Source organism: Streptomyces sp., from assembly GCF_019510245.1.
Taxonomy (GTDB): Bacteria; Actinomycetota; Actinomycetes; order Streptomycetales; family Streptomycetaceae; genus Streptomyces.
Window position 1 is genome coordinate 1 of sequence record NZ_JAEKKT010000064.1, and the last position, 17,903, is coordinate 17,903.

At 72.5% G+C, this 17,903-nt stretch carries 13 protein-coding genes and 3 pseudogenes; 12 read left to right on the plus strand and 4 right to left on the minus strand.

Annotated features, from left to right (window positions below):
- A pseudogene (locus JF597_RS03485) lies at window positions 1–606 on the minus strand (hypothetical protein); the annotation flags it as partial.
- Between the two features lie 168 nt (window positions 607–774).
- Window positions 775–2,448 carry a PucR family transcriptional regulator gene (locus JF597_RS03490; protein ID WP_293988549.1) on the minus strand — a complete coding sequence of 558 codons (1,674 nt, stop codon included), beginning with the start codon at window positions 2,446–2,448 and terminating at the stop codon, window positions 775–777.
- Between the two features lie 373 nt (window positions 2,449–2,821).
- Here JF597_RS03490 and JF597_RS03495 point away from each other — a divergent pair, with 373 nt between their 5' ends.
- From JF597_RS03495 to JF597_RS03515, 5 genes and pseudogenes are all read left to right on the plus strand, one after another.
- Window positions 2,822–3,712: a xanthine dehydrogenase family protein subunit M gene (locus JF597_RS03495; RefSeq protein ID WP_293988551.1), complete on the plus strand. Its 891-nt coding sequence runs from the start codon at window positions 2,822–2,824 to the stop codon at window positions 3,710–3,712.
- The gene (locus JF597_RS03500) at window positions 3,712–4,311 is read left to right on the plus strand and encodes a (2Fe-2S)-binding protein (protein ID WP_293988553.1); all 600 of its coding nucleotides are present in this window, start codon (window positions 3,712–3,714) and stop codon (window positions 4,309–4,311) included. Before JF597_RS03495 ends, JF597_RS03500 begins: the two co-directional genes overlap by 1 nt.
- Before the next feature lie 5 nt (window positions 4,312–4,316).
- Entirely contained in the window at window positions 4,317–6,713 is a 2,397-nt protein-coding gene (locus JF597_RS03505) for a molybdopterin cofactor-binding domain-containing protein (protein WP_293988556.1), read from the plus strand.
- A 173-nt stretch (window positions 6,714–6,886) separates the two neighbouring features.
- Window positions 6,887–8,345, plus strand: a pseudogene (locus JF597_RS03510) (NCS2 family permease).
- A gap of 158 nt (window positions 8,346–8,503) precedes the next feature.
- On the plus strand, window positions 8,504–9,706 hold the full coding sequence (locus JF597_RS03515) for an XdhC/CoxI family protein (protein WP_293988559.1): 1,203 nt from the start codon (window positions 8,504–8,506) through the stop codon (window positions 9,704–9,706).
- Here JF597_RS03515 and JF597_RS03520 read toward each other — a convergent pair.
- The gene (locus JF597_RS03520) at window positions 9,681–10,121 is read right to left on the minus strand and encodes an SRPBCC family protein (protein WP_293988562.1); all 441 of its coding nucleotides are present in this window, start codon (window positions 10,119–10,121) and stop codon (window positions 9,681–9,683) included. The genes JF597_RS03515 and JF597_RS03520 overlap by 26 nt on opposite strands.
- Before the next feature lie 156 nt (window positions 10,122–10,277).
- On the opposite strand from JF597_RS03520, the gene JF597_RS03525 reads away from it, so the two are divergent.
- Window positions 10,278–11,300, plus strand: a complete 1,023-nt coding sequence (locus tag JF597_RS03525) for a DUF2278 family protein (protein ID WP_293988565.1) — start codon at window positions 10,278–10,280, stop codon at window positions 11,298–11,300.
- Window positions 11,301–11,454: 154 nt separating this feature from the next.
- Window positions 11,455–12,651, plus strand: a complete 1,197-nt coding sequence (locus JF597_RS03530; RefSeq protein WP_293988573.1) for a cytochrome P450 — start codon at window positions 11,455–11,457, stop codon at window positions 12,649–12,651.
- Between the two features lie 47 nt (window positions 12,652–12,698).
- Here the strand turns inward: JF597_RS03530 and JF597_RS03535 are convergent, their stop codons facing one another.
- A complete protein-coding gene (locus tag JF597_RS03535) occupies window positions 12,699–14,453 on the minus strand; it encodes an esterase (RefSeq protein ID WP_293988567.1) in 1,755 nt (584 codons plus the stop codon).
- A gap of 181 nt (window positions 14,454–14,634) precedes the next feature.
- On the opposite strand from JF597_RS03535, the gene JF597_RS03540 reads away from it, so the two are divergent.
- The 5 genes and pseudogenes from JF597_RS03540 to JF597_RS03560 form a co-directional block, all read left to right on the plus strand.
- Window positions 14,635–15,276, plus strand: coding sequence for a phosphoribosyltransferase family protein (locus tag JF597_RS03540; RefSeq protein WP_293988575.1), 642 nt, complete (start codon window positions 14,635–14,637; stop codon window positions 15,274–15,276).
- Between the two features lie 17 nt (window positions 15,277–15,293).
- Window positions 15,294–15,711: pseudogene (locus JF597_RS03545) on the plus strand (TIGR03668 family PPOX class F420-dependent oxidoreductase).
- A 32-nt stretch (window positions 15,712–15,743) separates the two neighbouring features.
- A complete protein-coding gene (locus JF597_RS03550) occupies window positions 15,744–16,763 on the plus strand; it encodes a serine/threonine-protein kinase (protein WP_293988569.1) in 1,020 nt (339 codons plus the stop codon).
- Between the two features lie 165 nt (window positions 16,764–16,928).
- Entirely contained in the window at window positions 16,929–17,156 is a 228-nt protein-coding gene (locus JF597_RS03555; RefSeq protein WP_293988571.1) for a response regulator transcription factor, read from the plus strand.
- A gap of 81 nt (window positions 17,157–17,237) precedes the next feature.
- Window positions 17,238–17,903 (plus strand): NAD(+)/NADH kinase (locus JF597_RS03560; protein WP_293988578.1); only part of this gene is annotated, 666 nt, incomplete at its 3' end.

The following is a 17,903-nucleotide window of genomic DNA, read 5'->3' on the forward strand; positions in this document are numbered from 1 at the left end:
CTGCTCTCCTTCACCTGGCGTCACCTGGCCGGACTGGCGCTGCGGGACGGGGAGTTGGCGGAGGCGCGGCACGGCTTCGCGGAGTCGCTGCGGATCAGGGAGGAACTGGGCTACCTGGTGGGCACGGCCCCGGCGCTGGACTCCCTGGCCGACACGGAGTCCGAGCCGGAGGCGTCGCGCCTGCGGGGAGCGGGTCAGGTTCTCCGCCAGCAGGCCCCGGCGGAAGTCGAGCAGCGCCCGGCCCGGCGCCCCCGGAGGGATCAGCGCGGCCGCCCGTCCGAGCGCCGCCCGCGCCTCGTCGGCCCGGTCGCGGACGCCGTGCAGGGTGGCGGCGTAGGCGAGTTGGCCGCGTTCGCAGGCGGCTGCGCCCCGCTCCTCGTCGGTCCGGGCCACCGCCTCCGCCGTCCGCAGCGCGTCCTCGGCCTCCTCCCAGCCCCCCTCGGTGTACAGACAGCGCTCGACCATCAGCCCCGCCCGCTGCAGGGTGTACGTCGCCGTGTCCGACGGCAGCAGAGCCGCCGCGTCGGCCCAGCAGGCCCGCGAGCGCAGCCGCCATACCGCGGTCTGGAGCGGATCGTCACCGTCGGTCGTTCCGTTCCCAGACATGGCGGAGTACGCCACGTTGCCCTCCCCTTGCGCGCCGTCGAGCAGTGAAGTGGTGGCCGCATTCCAGCACCGATCGCCGCGCGGGGCCAAGAGGGTGGGTGAATAATTTCACAAAGTCGTGGGACGGCGGCGGCACTTGGCGCGCGCCGCTCGCCCGCCCCCGTGACCTCAGCTCATCCGCAATGCCAAGAAGAAATCGAGCTTGTCCTCCAGCCGGGACAGGTCCCGGCCCGTCAACTGCTCGATCCTCCCCACGCGATAGCGCAGCGTGTTGACGTGCAGGTGGAGACGGGTGGCGCAGCGGGTCCAGGAGCCGTCGCAGTCGAGGAACGCCTCCAGGGTGGGGATCAGTTCGGCGCGGTGGCGGCGGTCGTAGTCCCGGAGCGGGTCCAGCAGCCGGGCGGTGAAGGCGCGCCGCACGTCGTCGGGGACGAAGGGGAGGAGCAGCACGTGGGACGCGAGCTCCTGGTGGCCGGCCGCGCAGACCCGGCCGGGGCGGGCGGCGGCCACCCGGCGGGCGTGCCGGGCCTCCTCCAGGGCACCGCGCAGCCCCTCCGCCGAGTGCACGGCCGCGCTGACGCCGAGCGTGACCCGGCCGTCGTCGTCGAGGCCCGCCGACAGCGGGACCCGTACCGACTCCAGGAGGACGTCGGCGTGGATGCCGGACTCGGAGCCGTCGTGCTCGGCGGTGACGGCGGGCAGCGGGACGAGGGCGATCGCCTCGTCGCCGGTGTGGGCCACCGCTATCCGGTCGGAGGGCTCCGGACCGGTCGCCAGCGGGTCGACCAGGATCTCCTCCAGGAGGGACTGGGCGACCGGGCCGCCCTCGACCTCACCGCCGTCCCACTCGACGCGGGCGACGACCACCTGCCAGTGCGGTGCCGCGCCGAGGCCGGGCAGCAGGACCGGCGCGGCCACCCGCAGCCGGGCGGCGATCTCGGCCGGGGCCGCGCCCGTCTGGACCAGCTCCAGGATCTCCTGCGCGAGCCTGCGCCGCACCGTGCGGGCCGCGTCGCGGCGGTCGCGCTCCACGGCGATCAGCTGGGCGACGCCCTGGAGCAGGTCGAACCGCTCCTCCGGCCAGTCGCCCGCGTCCGCCTCCACCGCGAGCAGCCAGTCCGACAGCACGGTCTCGCGCACGTCCCGGGCGCCCTGCGGGGAACGCCCCCAGGAACGGATCGGGAAAAGGGAATAGGTCGAGCCCCCGAGCAGCACGCGGTGCGGGCCGCGGCGGCCGGTGCGGGTGGCGGCCAGGTGCTCGGCGGCCAGACCGGCGCAGACGTCGGCGGGCAGCGCGGGCCCGGACACCTTCGAGCCCGCGATCAGCCGGCCGGCCGGGGACAGCACCCAGGCGCGCAGGTCGAGGTCGGAGCCGAGCAGGTCGAGGACCACGTCCGGACCACCGCCCGCCGGGCCCGAGGTCATCATCCGCCGGTGCCGTTCCACCACGGCCGCCAGATCCCCGGCCCGCTCGCCGCTGACCTGCCGTACGACGTGCTCGGTGATCGTGGCGAACGCCACCGACTCGTGGACCGCGAAGAGCGGGAGACGGTGGCGCGCGCAGGCCACGGCCAGATCGTCCGGGACGTCGCCCAGCTCCGCCTCCCCGGCCGCCAGCGCGACCACCCCGGCCTGCACCAGCAGTCGTACGAACGGCTCGGAGTCCGCCGCGTCCCGGCGCCAGGCCAGGCCCGTCAGCACCAGTTCACCGCCGGAGAGGTAGCGGCTCGGGTCGCGCAGGTCCGTGGTCATGACCCCGCGCACGGTACGGTCCAGCTCGTCCTCGCCGCCGAGCAGCCGCAGGCCCAGCGCATCGGTGTCCAGCAGTGCGCGCAGCCGCATCTCGTCGCCGCCGTTCTGTGTCTCGAAATCTACGATGAATCCTGAAGGGTCACGGGGGAGGTGCCCGGCGGGCGCCTCCGTGGGCCGTCACCAAGGGCTGCCGGACCGCAACCGGTGGTCGCCAGGGCATTTCCTGCGTTTCCACAGGAAAACCAAGAGGTTACTGATGACCTCCGTTCATACGAATCTACAAGATGCCCGTGCTGGCCAGCCAACTCCTTCATGGTTTCGGTGACTGACCCCGCTGGAGTACGGGGCGGTGTACTGGCGTCATTCCGCGTTAACAGGACATGAACGAGCCGGGCCCGCCGCACACGGATTGGCTCAATCCGCACGACTCACGAGACTCACGAGACGGAGAAGAGAGCCGGTCATGGACTTCCTTCGCCCCGCCAGCTGGGAGGAGGCGCTCGCCGCGAAGGCCGAGCACCCCACCGCAGTGCCGATCGCGGGTGGCACCGATGTGATGGTCGAGATCAACTTCGACCACCGCCGGCCCGACCACCTCCTCGATCTCACCCGCATCGGCGATCTCTACGAATGGGAGGTCGGCGAGGAGAGCGTACGGCTCGGCGCCTCCGTCCCGTACACCCGGATCATGGAGAACCTCCGCGCCGAACTCCCCGGTCTCGCCCTCGCCTCGCACACCGTCGCCTCCCCGCAGATTCGCAACCGCGGCGGCGTCGGCGGCAACCTCGGCACCGCCTCCCCGGCCGGCGACGCCCACCCCGCGCTGCTCGCGGCGGGCGCGCAGGTCGAGGCCGAGTCGGTGCGCGGCACCCGGCTCATCCCCATCGACGACTTCTACACCGGCGTCAAGCGCAACGCCCTCGCACCGGACGAGCTGATCCGCGCGGTCCACGTGAAGAAGGCCGACGGCCCCCAGCAGTACTCGAAGGTCGGCACGCGCAACGCGATGGTGATCGCCGTCTGCGCCTTCGGGCTCGCCCTGCACCCCGGGACACGCACCGTGCGGACCGGGATCGGTTCGGCCGCCCCGACACCCGTGCGGGCGAAGACCGCCGAGGACTTCCTGAACGCGGCGCTCGACGAGGGCGGCTTCTGGGACAACGGCAAGATCATCACCCCGTCGGTCGCCAAACGGTTCGCGGACCTGTGCGCCGGCGCCTGCAACCCGATCGACGACGTCCGGGGCACCGCGAGCTACCGCCGGCACGCGGTCGGCGTGATGGCCCGCCGCACGCTCACCTGGACCTGGGAGTCGTACCGCGGCACCACCGAGCAGAAGGGGAGTGTCGCCTGATGCGCGTCAACTTCACCGTCAACGGACGCCCGCAGGAAGCCGACGACGTGTGGGAGGGCGAGTCCCTGCTGTACGTGCTGCGGGAGCGGCTCGGCCTGCCCGGCTCAAAGAACGCCTGTGAGCAGGGCGAGTGCGGGTCCTGCACGGTCCGGCTGGACGGCGTGCCCGTGTGCTCGTGCCTGGTCGCGGCGGGACAGGTGGAGGGCCGGGAGGTCGTCACCGTGGAGGGGCTGGCGGAGTTCGCGGAGCGGCGGGCCTGCGGCGGGACGGGCACCGGCAACAGTGCTATGTCACATGTCACGCGTGACACCTCGCAGAGCCGGCAGCCCAAGCCCCCCTCCCCCTCCCACTCCCAGACCGGCGAGAATACCCCCCTCTCCCCCGTCCAGCAGGCCTTCATCGACGCCGGCGCCGTCCAGTGCGGCTTCTGCACCCCCGGTCTGCTGGTCGCCGCCGACGAGATGCTGGAGCGCAACCCCAACCCGAGCGACGCGGACATCCGCGAGGCGCTCTCGGGCAACCTGTGCCGCTGCACCGGCTACGAGAAGATCATGGACGCGGTCCGCCTCGCGGCCGCCCGGCAGGGAGAGGCGGTCTGAACCGGATGGCCACCAACAGCGCCCCCCTCGGCACTCCCACCAAAGTCACCCAGGGCTCCCAGACCCGGGGCGGCATCGGCGAGTCCACGCTCCGCCCGGACGGCACCCTCAAGGTCACCGGCGAGTTCGCGTACTCGTCCGATCTGTGGCACGAGGACATGCTCTGGGGCCAGATCCTCCGTTCCACGGTCGCGCACGCCGAGATCGTGTCGATCGACACCGGCGAGGCCCTCGCCCAGCCCGGCGTCTACGCCGTCATGACCTACGACGACCTGCCCACCGCGGTGAAGAACTACGGCCTGGAGATCCAGGACACCCCGGTCCTCGCCCACGGGAAGGTCCGTCACCACGGCGAGCCGGTCGCGATCGTCGCCGCCGACCACCCGGAGACCGCCCGCCGCGCGGCCGCGAAGATCAAGGTCGAGTACCGCGAGCTGCCCGTCATCACCGACGAGGCCTCCGCCACCGCCCCCGACGCGATCCACGTCCACGAGAACCGCGACGACCACCACATCGGCCACGTCCCGCACCCCAACATCGTGCACCGTCAGCCGATCGTCCGCGGCAACGCGGACGAGGCGGCGAAGAGGGCCGACGTCGTCGTCAAGGGCGAGTACTACTTCGGCATGCAGGACCAGGCCTTCCTCGGCCCCGAGTCCGGCCTCGCGGTGCCCGAGGAGGACGGCGGCGTCCACCTCTACATCGCCACCCAGTGGCTCCACTCCGACCTGCGCCAGATCGCCCCCGTGCTCGGCCTGCCCGAGGACAAGGTGCGGATGACGCTGGCCGGCGTCGGCGGCGCGTTCGGCGGCCGCGAGGACCTGTCGATGCAGATCCACGCCTGCCTGCTGGCCCTGCGCACCGGCAAGCCGGTCAAGATCGTCTACAACCGCTTCGAGTCCTTCTTCGGCCACGTCCACCGCCACCCCGCCCGGCTCTACTACGAGCACGGCGCGACGCGCGAGGGCAAGCTGACGCACGTCAAGTGCCGGATCGTGCTCGACGGCGGCGCCTACGCCTCCGCCTCCCCGGCCGTCGTCGGCAACGCCTCCTCGCTCGGCATCGGGCCCTACGTCGTCGACGACGTCGAGATCGAGGCCATCGCCCTCTACACCAACAACCCGCCCTGCGGCGCGATGCGCGGCTTCGGCGCGGTCCAGGCGTGCTTCGCCTACGAGGCCCAGATGGACAAGGTCGCCGAGCAACTCGGCATGGACCCGGTGGAGTTCAGGCAGCTGAACGCCATGGAGCAGGGCACCCTGATGCCGACGGGGCAACCGGTCGACTCCCCGGCGCCCGTCGCCGAACTCCTGCGCCGCGTCAAGGCGATGCCCCTGCCGCCCGAGCGCCAGTGGGAGAGCAGCGAGGGCGCCGACGTACGGCAGCTGCCCGGCGGTCTGTCCAACACCACGCACGGCGAAGGCGTCGTACGCGGCATCGGCTACGCGGTCGGCATCAAGAACGTCGGATTCTCCGAGGGGTTCGACGACTACTCGACCGCCCGGGTGCGCATGGAGGTGGTCGGCGGCGAGCCGGTCGCCGTCGTGCACACGGCGATGGCGGAGGTCGGGCAGGGCGGGGTGACCGTCCACGCGCAGATCGCGCGCACCGAGCTCGGCGTGGCGCAGGTGACCATCCACCCGGCCGACACCCAGGTGGGTTCGGCCGGTTCGACCTCGGCCTCCCGGCAGACGTACGTCACCGGCGGTGCGGTGAAGAACTCCTGCGAGCTGGTCCGTGAGCAGGTACTGGAGCTGGGGCGCCGCAAGTTCGGCACGTACCACCCGGCCTGGGCCACCGCCGAACTCCTCCTGGAGGGCGGCAAGGTCGTCACCGACGGCGGCGAGGTGCTGGCCGACCTGGTGGACGTCCTCGGCGACGAGGCCGTGGAGATCGAGGCGGAGTGGCGGCACCGGCCGACCGTGCCCTTCGACCTGCACACTGGTCAGGGCAACGGGCACGTCCAGTACAGCTTCGCCGCACACCGCGCGGTCGTCGAGGTGGACACCGAGCTGGGCCTGGTCAAGGTGATCGAGCTGGCCTGCGCCCAGGACGTCGGCAAGGCGCTCAACCCGCTCTCCGTCGTCGGCCAGATCCAGGGCGGTACCACCCAGGGCCTGGGCATCGCGGTGATGGAGGAGATCGTCGTCGACCCGAAGACCGCGAAGGTCAGGAACCCGTCCTTCACGGACTACCTGATCCCTACCATCCTCGACACGCCGACCATCCCGGTCGACGTCCTCGAACTCGCCGACGACCAGGCCCCGTACGGGCTCCGCGGCATCGGCGAGGCCCCGACCCTGTCCTCGACCCCGGCGGTCCTCGCGGCGATCCGCAACGCGACCGGGCTGGAGCTCAACAGGACACCGGTCCGCCCCGAACACCTGACGGGCAACGCGTAACACCGCCCGACGGCACCCCGGCGCCGGGCAACCGCTCACCTCCCGGCGCCGAACCCACAAGCGTGCACCTCCGGGCCGTCCCCCGGGTCATGCACTTCCCAAATCCCGTACCGCCGCTGCCGTTCGCGCACCGGCGGTCACGGGGGCCCCTGTGAACCTTGGGAGACGGCACCATGACCCAGCAGTCACTTGAACCCAGGGCGACGGCCGAGGACGCGGGAGAAGGCACCCGCGTCCCGGCCGGACGGTCCTGGCTCGACCGGTACTTCCACATATCCCGGCGGGGATCGAGCGTCGCGCGTGAAGTCCGCGGCGGCGTCACCACCTTCATGGCGATGGCGTACATCCTCCTGCTCAACCCCCTGATCCTGTCCGGCAAGGACGCGGCCGGGGACACCCTGGGCCAGAAGGCGCTGATCACCGCGACGGCGTTCGCGGCCGCCTTCACCACGCTGCTGATGGGCTTCGTCGGCAAGGTGCCCCTCGCGCTCGCCGCCGGCCTCTCCGTCTCCGGCGTGCTCTCCTCGCAGGTCGCCCCGCAGATGACCTGGCCGCAGGCGATGGGCATGTGCGTGATGTACGGCGTCGTCATCATGCTCCTGGTCGTCACCGGCCTGCGCGAGATGATCATGAACGCGATCCCGCTCGCGCTCAAGCACGGCATCACCATGGGCATCGGCCTGTTCATCGCGCTCATCGGCTTCTACAAGTCCGGCTTCGTGCACCAGGGCAAGGCCACCCCGGTCACCCTCGGCCCCGCCGGTGAACTGGCCGGCTGGCCGGTGCTGCTCTTCGCCGGCACCCTGCTGCTGATCTTCACGCTCCAGGCCCGGAACGTCCCCGGCGCGATCCTGATCGGCATCATCAGCGGCACCGTCGTGGCGGCCGCACTGAACGGCCTCGGGATCGTCGACCCCCGGCAGTGGGCCGACGGCGCCCCCGAACTGCACGGCTCCGCCGTCTCCATGCCGGACTTCTCGCTCTTCGGCCACGTGGAGTTCGGTGGCTGGGGAAGGGTCGGCGCGATGACCGTGGCGCTGATCGTCTTCACCCTCGTGCTCGCCGGGTTCTTCGACGCGATGGCCACCATCATCGGCGTCGGCACCGAGGCGCAGCTGGCCGACGACAAGGGCCGGATGCCGGGCCTGTCCAAGGCGCTGTTCATCGACGGCGCGGGCGGCGCGATCGGCGGGGTGGCGGGCGAGCTCCGGGCAGACCGTGTTCATCGAGTCGGCCACCGGCGTCGGCGAGGGCGCCCGTACGGGGCTCGCGTCCGTCGTCACCGGCCTGTTCTTCGCGGCCTGCCTGTTCTTCACCCCGCTCACCGCGATCGTCCCGCAGGAGGTCGCCTCGGCCGCCCTTGTGGTGATCGGCGCGATGATGCTGATGAACGCCCGGCACGTGGACTGGGCCGACCGGGCCACCGCCGTTCCGGTGTTCCTGACGGTCGTCCTGATGCCGTTCACCTACACCATCACCACGGGTGTGGCCGCCGGTGTCATCTCGTACACCGCCATCAAGGCGGCTCAGGGCAGGGCGCGGGAGATCGGGGCATTCATGTGGGGGCTGACAGGGATCTTCCTGGTCTATTTCGCCCTCAATCCCATTGAGAGCTGGCTGGGCGTCCACTAGGCCGCTCCGCTGGGAGAGCCGTGACGGGGCTGCGGTCGGTCGTGGTCCGCGGGTCCGTCGTGGCTGGTCGCGCAGTTCCTCCCCCAGCCTTCGGCCGGGGGTACCCCCAGCGCCCCTTCGGGGGCGCCTGTCCTGAACCTCGTTAAGGAGATCCGGAAATGCTGGACATCGCCGAGGAGCTGAGCCGGTGGGTCGCCGAGGGGCGGGACTTTGCCGTGGCCACGGTGGTGGCGGTCGGCGGGAGTGCGCCGCGGCAGCCAGGTGCCGCTCTGGCGGTGGATGCCGAGGGCACCGCCGTCGGCTCGGTCTCCGGCGGGTGCGTGGAGGGTGCCGTGTACGAGCTGTGCCGGCAGGCGCTGGAGGACGGGGAGACCGTTCTGGAGCGCTTCGGGTACAGCGACGAGGACGCCTTCGCCGTCGGTCTGACCTGTGGCGGCGTCATCGACATCCTCGTCACCCCGGTCCGGGCGGCCGACCCCGCCCGGCCGGTGGTCGCGGCCGGGCTGGCCGCCGCCGCGCGCGGGGAGGCGGCCGCCCTCGCCCGGATCGTCACCGGGCCGGCGGAGCTGGTGGGCCGCGCCCTCCTGGTGGCCGCCGGCGGTTCCCACGAGGGCGGCTTCGGCGCCCACCCCGAGCTGGACCGCACGGTCGCCGAGGAGGCCGCCGCCTTCCTGGACGCGGGCCGCACCGGCACCCTGGAGATCGGCGAGCAGGGCTCCCGGTGCGGAGCACCGCTCACGGTGCTGGTCGAGTCGTCCGTCCCGCCGCCCCGGATGATCGTCTTCGGTGCGATCGACTTCGCGTCCGCGCTGGTGAGGGTCGGCACGTTCCTCGGCTACCGCGTGACGGTGTGCGACGCGCGCCCCGTCTTCGCGACGAGGAACCGCTTCCCGGAGGCCGACGAGATCGTCGTCGAGTGGCCGCACCGGTACCTGGAGCGCACGCAGGTCGACGGGCGTACCGTCCTGTGCGTCCTCACCCACGACGCCAAGTTCGACGTCCCGCTGCTCCGGCTCGCCCTCCGCCTCCCGGTGGCCTACGTCGGCGCGATGGGCTCCCGCCGCACCCACCTCGACCGCAACGAACGCCTGCGCGAGGTCGGCGTCACGGAACGGGAGCTGGCCCGCCTCCGGTCACCCATCGGCCTCGATCTCGGTGCCCGCACGCCCGAGGAGACCGCGCTGTCGATCGCGGCCGAGATCGTCGCGAACCGCAGGGGCGGCAGCGGGGTCTCCCTGACCGGCGCGCACACCCCGATCCACCACGACGCGACGTCCTCGCCGCTCCCGGTGCTGCGGATCCGGTCGGTGGCCCAGCTTCCCCCGGCGCCGGCGGTCACGGCCGCCGGAGGAGTGAGTTGACCGCCCGCCCGAACACGGCCCGCGAGGCGCGGCGGACCAGCGGGTCGAAGACCGACGGCAGTCGCCGGATGCGCAGTTCCTCGTGCCAGACCACCCGGGTACGGCCGCCGGGTCCGGGGTGCACCTCCAGTTCGGCCCAGCCGAGCACCACCCGGCCGTGCTTGACCAGGCGGCACCGGCCGGAGCCGCCGTCCTGCGGGGGCTCCCAGACGGTCACCTCCATGGGGTCGTCGAAGGACAGGGGCCCGAACCCGGAACGGGCCACGAAGACCGTGCCCTCATGGGTCGGGGGATCGGTGAGCACGGTGACCCGGGTCAGCGGAACCACGTCGGCGTGCCGGGACCACTCCGTGAGCCGGCGCCACGCCTCGTCGATCGGCAGCGGAGCCGTCCGCTGAAGGAGGAAGTTGACCACGGCACGATGGTAGGGAACCGGTCACCGTGCGCAGGTCGCACACGGAGTGTTCACAGGATCGACAGAATCGTCCAACCCCGGCCGCAGCCGGCCCCGGCCCCGTACGATTCCCGCCATGGCGGGCAAACCGCCTGCCTTCACGGGGAGTTGGTCATCATGCCGTTGAAGACCTATGGCGTCCTGATCGCCCGGGCGGTCGACACGCGGCGCGAGGGCGCCGCGGACAGCCCGCACTACCAGATCCACCTCACCGACGAGTCCGGCACCGACTACCGGGCCGCGGTCAACGTCCTCTCGCAGGAGAAGCCCGCCGAACTGCTCTACCTCGTCGACGACGACTTCGAGCACCCCCTCACCGCCCGCCTGGCCGACCTGACCAGCGGATGGAACACGCTGCCGACCGGCCCCGGCGGCCCCGACCTCGACTTCGTCCGCGGCAACCTCTTCGACCCGGCGAAGATGCGGGTCCTCCCGGCGGACCGCTCCGGGCCCGACAACGACCTGGCCGACCTGCTCGACCACTACGTCCGGCGGGCCGTCGACGACCCCGGTGCCCGGCTGTACCTGTTCGGCGAGCGCTGGGGGCCCGAGACCGGCGTCAAGGACAAGGTGTTCGGGTTCCTGCCCGGCAACGGCGTCCACGACATCCACATGAACCAGGGCAACAGCGGCCGCTTCAGCGCCGACGACGGGGTGTGGCAGGACGGCGGCCTGCTCATCCGCTTCCCGGCCGACGGGCAGGCCGCGGAGCGCTGGGTCGGGATCTTCCTCGCCTTCCAGAGCCAGGCCTGGCACACCGACGACGTCACCGGCCACACCCTCCCCGACGTCGACACCTCCCGCCCCGCCCCCGGCGACCAGCCGGTCCGGATCGTCGCCGCGCTGGTCAACCCGGCCGGACCCGCCCCCGAGGCGGAGAGCGTCACCCTCCTCAACGCCTCGCCCGCCCCGGTCGACCTGACCGGCTGGCGCCTCCTCGACCGCATCGGCCAGGCCTCCCCGGTACCGGCCGGCCCCCTCGCCGCCGGCGCCGCCCTCGCCGTGCCGCTCTCCGGCGGCGCCCAGCTCGGCAACCACGGCGGCGAGATCACCCTCCTCGACGCCGCCGGACTGAAGGCACACGGCGTGTCGTACACGGCCGAGCAGGCGGCCCGCGAAGGGTGGTGGGTCGTCTTCTGACCGGCCCCTGTCGGGACCGCACGGCGGTACGGCACCATGAGCGCGGTCCGTACCGCCGCCGTACCGCCGTCGTCGTCCCGGGGGGCGTCTCGTGGAGAACGAACTGCACGACAAGCACGACGCACATGACGCACGCGACAGACTCGACGCGTTGATGCGCGATCCCTACCCCCTCTACGCGCGGGCGCGGGCGGCGGAAGGGCTCGTGCGGGTGCCCGAACTGGACGCCTGGCTGGTCGCCCGCGACGCCGACGTCCGTGAAGTGCTGCGCCGCACCGAGGAGTTCTCGTCGGCGAACGCGTTACGGCCGGACGTCATGCCCGCGCCCGCCGCGCTCGCGGTGCTCGGCGGCGGCTTCGGCGGCCGGCCGGTCGTGGTCACCTCGGACGGCGAACGCCACCAACGATTGCGCGCGCCGCTGCTGCGCGCGCTCTCGCCCTCCCGGATCGCGGCGGCCGTGCCGTACGCCCGTGAGTGCGCCGCCGCCCTCCTCGACGGGTTCGTGACGGACGGCCGGGTGGAACTGATGTCGGCCTACGCCACGCGGCTGCCCGGCGAGGTCATCGGCAGGATCGTCGGGCTCGACCCCGCCGACGTGCCCCTGGTCGTGCACGGCGGGCGCCGCGCCGAGGAGCTGCTGTTCCGGCCACTGCCGGAGGCCGGGCAGATCGCCGCCGCCAAGGACGTCGTCGCCATGCAGCACGTCCTCGACCGCTGCGCCCGCGACCGTTACGCCCACCCCCGCGAGGACCTGGCCACGGAGATCGTCGCCTCCGTGGCCGAACCGGGCCACGCCGAACTCCCGCTGGAGCAGCGCCACGAGGCCGTCGCCCACCTCCAGAACCTGCTGATCGCCGGGCACCTGACCACCACCGCGCTGATCGGCACCACCGTCCTGCACCTGCTGAACCACCGGGGCCAGTGGGAACTGCTGTGCCGGGAACCGGAACTGATCCCCGCGGCCGTGGAGGAGGCGGCCCGCTACGACGGCGCGCTCCAGGGCTTCCGCCGGGTCACCACCCGCCCGGTCACCCTGGCCGGCACCGAACTCCCGGCCGGTGCCGACCTGTTCGTCGCCTTCGGCGCGGCCAACCGCGATGCCTCCCGGCACCCCCGCCCCGACACGTTCGACATCGGCCGGGCCGCGCCCGCCCGGCACCTCGCCTTCGGCTTCGGCGCCCACGCCTGTGTCGGCGCCCAGCTGGCCCGCGAACAACTCCGCATCACGGTGGAGGAGCTGACGCGACGCCTGCCGGGCCTGCGGCTCGCGGAGGGCCGCCCGGTCACCATGCGCCCGACGATGATCCACCGCTCACCGCAGGAGCTGCACCTGGTCTGGCCCGTGCCCTAGGTGCTGTTCGGGTTCGGGTTCGGGGTTCGGGACCGGGCGGCCGGTGGTCACTTCTTGGTGATGGACTCCACCCAGCTGATGAAGTTCGTCGTCGAGTCGCCGGTGCGCTCGGCCATGGTGTGTCCCTGGGCCCACACGGTGGCGAAGTCGACGTCGCGGATGCCGTAGTTCAGCAGCGCCAACCGGATGTTGATCTCGGTGGTGTTGGCGGTGTCGCCCTGCATGATGCCGGTGCGGATGCGCCAGTGCCGCGCGACCTGCGACCGGCGGTACCCGCCGAAGGCGGGCGAGAGGTAGTACAACGGGTTGTACGCGTCGGCCCGCCAGGCCATGTCCTTGCCGACGCCGTCCTTCTTCGCGAAGTCGCTGTCGTACGCCGAGGAGCCGTAGTCGGAGCTCCAGTCCGCATAGGTGCCGTACGTGGCCTCGTTCGCCTTGACGACGTCACGGGTGAGCGGCGCGAAGTGCGCCGGGGCGTTGAGCCCCGTGGCGAAGACGCCGTTCTCGGTCTGCCCGCGGGAGTACCCGTCGAACGCGCCGACCGGCTTGCTCGCGGTCTTCTGGCTGTGGACGAAGCCTTCGAGGCCGGACACCGTGGCGGTGTTGGTCGTGGCGTCGTAGGTGACCCAGGTGCTGTCGGTGTTGAGGTAGGCGATGTAGTCGTCGACCGTCTCGTACGTGGTCGAGGACCCCGTCTGGCCCGATCCGGGCGGGCCGCCCATCGTGGTGACGGTGTACGGGAAGGTGTTGTCGGCCAGGAAGTTGTTCAGCGAGGTGGTGATCACCCCGATCAGGTGGTCGTAGCAGCTGCCGGCCAGGTGGACGCCGTCGGCGGACTCGGTCAGCTCCAGGCGCCGGCCCCGCTCGTCGCGCAGTCCCAGCCGGTTGACGTACCTGGGCCAGGCCTTCGCGAGGTCCGTCGAGTAGGCGCTGGTCCAGGTGCCGGACGCGCGCGTGCCGGTCGAGGCGAACTGGCCCATGTTCCACTCGTAGGACAGGTTGGCCTCGTGCAGGCTGGTGATCGGGCACCAGGCCATGACGCCGGCGACCGCGTCGCTGAGCGGCCGCCCGTGGGCGTCCTCCATCGCCGCGCCGATCGTGCGCAGGTACGGGTGGTACAGGGCGCTGTCACCGGACGCGCCCGCCACGGTGTCCTGGGCGCCGCCGCCGCTCATGCCGAACAGGACGATGTCGTCCGTGCTGCCGGGCAGGACACCCCGGTTGTACCGCAGGAAGCGGACCGCGGCCTTGAGGTCGGTCACGCCCCAGGGGGCCGCGTCGGAGCGGGTGCCGGTCGAGGTGTCCCGGCCGCGCAGGCCCGGCCACACGTAGATGTGCCCGGCCTCCAGGTACTTCGACACGGCGCTGTAGCTGTAGGACGTGGCCGGCTTCTGCGCTGCGTAACCGGGGGTGTTGACCGGGACGACGATGGGCGCGGTGCGTCCCGAGTAGCCGCCGAGCGTGCCCTTCGGGTCGGGTGTCGCCGTGTACGTGGTCCCGTCGCTGTTCGCGGTGGCCTTCAGATAGGCGCCCGGCACGTAGATCGACAGGTGCTCGATGTCCGTCGCGGCCGGGTCGGTGACGTACACCTTCCCCAGCTGGTAGTACACGTCGTTGGCGGAGTCGTACGACCAGGCCGTGGAATCGAACTCCAGCGAGTACGCCGAGTCCGCCGAGGACGTGCGCGACGAGCTGTTCGACGACGGGGCGCCGGCGAAGGCCGTGCCTGCCGCGCCCTCGGCGAGCCCGAACGCGGTCAGGGCCGCGGCGCCCCGGACAACGGTTCTGCGGTTGATCTCCACCCGTGGACCTCCTTGTGCAGCGGGTTACGTGGTCACTCGAGTCCCTGACTGTAGGCAAGGCACCGCAGGATTGTTGACAATTTTGATGATAATTTTGTTAGAAGAGAGGAGTCGGCCTCCAGGGCCTCCGGGTGTGACGATGGAGGGAGCAGACCCCGACCTCGCCCGGGGAGGACGAACCGTGCGCTACCGGGACCGCGCCCACGCGGGCCGCGAACTCGCCGCCGCGCTGGCCGAGTTGCGCGACGAGGGGGCGCTGCCCGACCCGATCGTGCTGGCGCTGCCCCGGGGCGGTGCGGCCGTCGCCGCCGAGGTGGCGCGCGAGCTGTCGGCCCCGCTCGACGTGCTCGTGGTACGCAAGATCGGCGCCCCGCACCACGAGGAGTTCGGCGTCGGCGCGATCGCCGGGGACGACCCGCCCCTCCTGGACCGGGCGACCCTGGCCCACCTGGACCTGAGCGAGGACTCCCTCGCCCCCGTCGTCGACCGGGAGCGGCAGGAACTGCGCCGCCGCGAGCGCCGCTACCGCGAGGGCCGGCCGCCGCCCGCACTGCGCGGCCGTACCGTGCTCGTCGTCGACGACGGCCTCGCCACCGGCTCCACCGCCCGCGCCGCACTGCGCCACGTACGGGGCCGGGGCCCGGCGCGGACCGTCCTGGCCGTCCCGGTCGGCGCGCCCGACTCCCTGGACGCGCTCGCCACCGAGGCCGACCTCGTCGTCTGCCCGTACCGCCCGGCCGTGTTCAGCGCGGTCGGTCAGTGGTACGACGACTTCGGGCAACTGACGGACGACGACGTGCTCGACGCGCTGCGCCGGGCCTGACCGGGACGGGGCGCGGGGTGCCGGAGCCGGCGGAGGGCGGGGCGCGACGCCGGTTCGGCGCGGCCCGGGTGGCCCGGCCCGCGACCGTGGACGGGCACGGCCCCCCATCTGGTGCCGGTCGTCTTCGCCCGGTACGGCGCCGACGGTCTCGTCACCGCGGTGGACCACGAACCCAAGACCACGACCGGCCTCAAGCGGCTGCGCAACATCGCCGCGCAGCCGTCCGGGTGCCTGCTCGCGGACGCGTACGACGAGAACTGGGACCGCCTGTGGTGGGTCCGGGCGGACGGCGAGGCGAGGGTGGTGCCCGCCGACGCGGCGCTCGTCGGGCCGCTGAGCGCGAAACACCCGCAGTACCGGGAGCACCCCCCGGCCGGCGCGGTCGTTCTCGTGACCGTGACGCGCTGGACCGGCTGGCAGGCGGCGCCCCTCTGATCTTCTCGCGGGCCGCGTCCCCGCTGGATACGATGGGGGTGATGGCGACGCGTATCGCGGGCTACGAGGTCCAGGGCGAGATCGGGCGCGGCGGCATGGCCGTCGTCTACCGTGCCAGGGACCTGCGTCTGGACCGGACCGTCGCCCTGAAGCTGCTGGCCCCCGAGATGGCGCGCAACGACACCTTCCGCCGCCGGTTCACCCACGAGTCACGGGTCGCCGCCGCCATCGACCACCCCCACATCGTGCCGATCTTCGAGGCCGGCGAGACGGACGGCGTGCTGTACATCGCGATGCGCTACGTGTCGGGGCCCGATCTGCGCGCCCTGCTGGACAAGGAGGGCGTGCTGCCGGTGGACGCGGTGCTGCGGATCGCCGCCCAGATCGCCTCGGCGCTCGACGCCGCCCACGAAAACGATCTGGTGCACCGGGACGTGAAGCCCGGCAACGTGCTGGTGGCGCGGGGCACCGACAGCGAGCACCCCGAGCACGTCTACCTCACGGACTTCGGGCTCACCAAGAAGTCGCTGTCGCTGACGGGGTTCACGACGGTCGGCGAGTTCGTCGGCACCCTGGACTACGTGGCGCCGGAGCAGATCTCGGGGCGCCCGGTGGACGGCCGCTGCGATCTCTACAGTTTCGCCTGCGTGGTCTTCGAGATGCTCGCAGGCGGTCCGCCGTTCGTCCGCGACGAGGACGTCGCGCTGCTGTGGGCGCACCAGTACGGCACCCCGCCCGCGCTGAGCGAGGTGCGGGCGGGGCTGCCGCCGGCGTTCGACGACGTGTTCGCCAGGGCCCTGGCCAAGGCCCCCGAGGACCGGTACGGCTCCTGCCTGGAGTTCGTGGCAGCGCTGCGGTGCGCCGCGTACGGCCCCGGTCGGGCCGGGGAGCCTGCCGTCCACCGCGACACGGACGGCGCCCCGACCGTGAGCCGCGGCGTCGTCCGGCCCGCGGCCGTCGGCGGCGACGTCGTCCGCACCCCGACCGTCGTGCGGGAGACCGCGGACACCCCGCGCCCGCCCGCCTGGGCCCGCCCGGTTTTCCGTGGGTAGCCGGACCCGGCCGGCTCAACGCCACTCCGGGCCGTCGGAGCCGCACCCGCCGCAGGCCCCCGCGACGCGTCTGTGACGGTCGGGGGACACCGCCAGGACGTGCCTTGTGAAGGTTCTGTAAGCGGATAAATCGCCCCTGTCGGATCGATCGGTCGAGGAACCCTCATGAGCTTCACCGCGGTCACCCAGCACACCGAGACCGCCGCCGCGCCGGCCCCGCGTGAGCGCGAGACGCTGAAGCACATCGCCGCGGGCTGCCCCTACCTCCAGGCGGCCCGGCAGATGGGGTTCTCCAGGCACACGGCCGACGCCTGCCTCCGCCGGATCCGCGCCAAGCTCGACATCAACACCACCGCCGAGCTCACCCGGCCGGCCATCTCGCTGGGGCTGTGATCCCGCTCCGCCCGACAGAACGGCCCGTGCCGTGACAGCGTGGGAGCAGCGGCTGAGCACGGTGGTGTCCTGGAGGCGGAGATGACGGTGAACGGGCTCGGACTGGTGGTGCACGGCGGGCGCGCGGAGGCGGTGGACGCGGCCCGGGACGTACGGGCGTGGGCCGCGGAGCACGGCGTGCGGTGCACGGACATCGACGTGTGGCACGACGGCGGACGGCACCACTCCGGGGAGGAGGTCGCGGCCGCCGGCGATCCCGACCTGATCGTCACCCTCGGCGGGGACGGCACCTTCCTGCGCGGCGCCCGGCTCGCCGCCCGCAACGACGCCTTGGTCCTCGGTGTCGACCTGGGCCGGGTCGGCTTCCTGACCGAGGTGCCGGCCTGCTCGGTGCGGGAGGCGCTGGACGCGATCCGCGAGGACCGCTACGCCGTCGACAGCCGTCTGCTCCTGACGATGCGTGCCTCCCGGCGCCTGGAGGTGCCGGCCGACATGGAGCGGCTGATGCAGTACGGCCGCGGGCCGCTGCTGCCGCCGCCCCAGGTCCGCACGGACTGCGAGCAGGACACCGACTGGGGTGTCCCGCTGCACGTGGCCGCGGTCAACGACATCGTCCTGGAGAAGCTGTCCCGGGACCGCCAGGTCTCCGTCGGCGTCTACGTCTCCGGCAGGCTGCTCGCCTCCTACTCCGCCGACGCGCTGCTGGTGGCGACGCCGACCGGCTCGACCGCCTACAGCTTCGCCGCC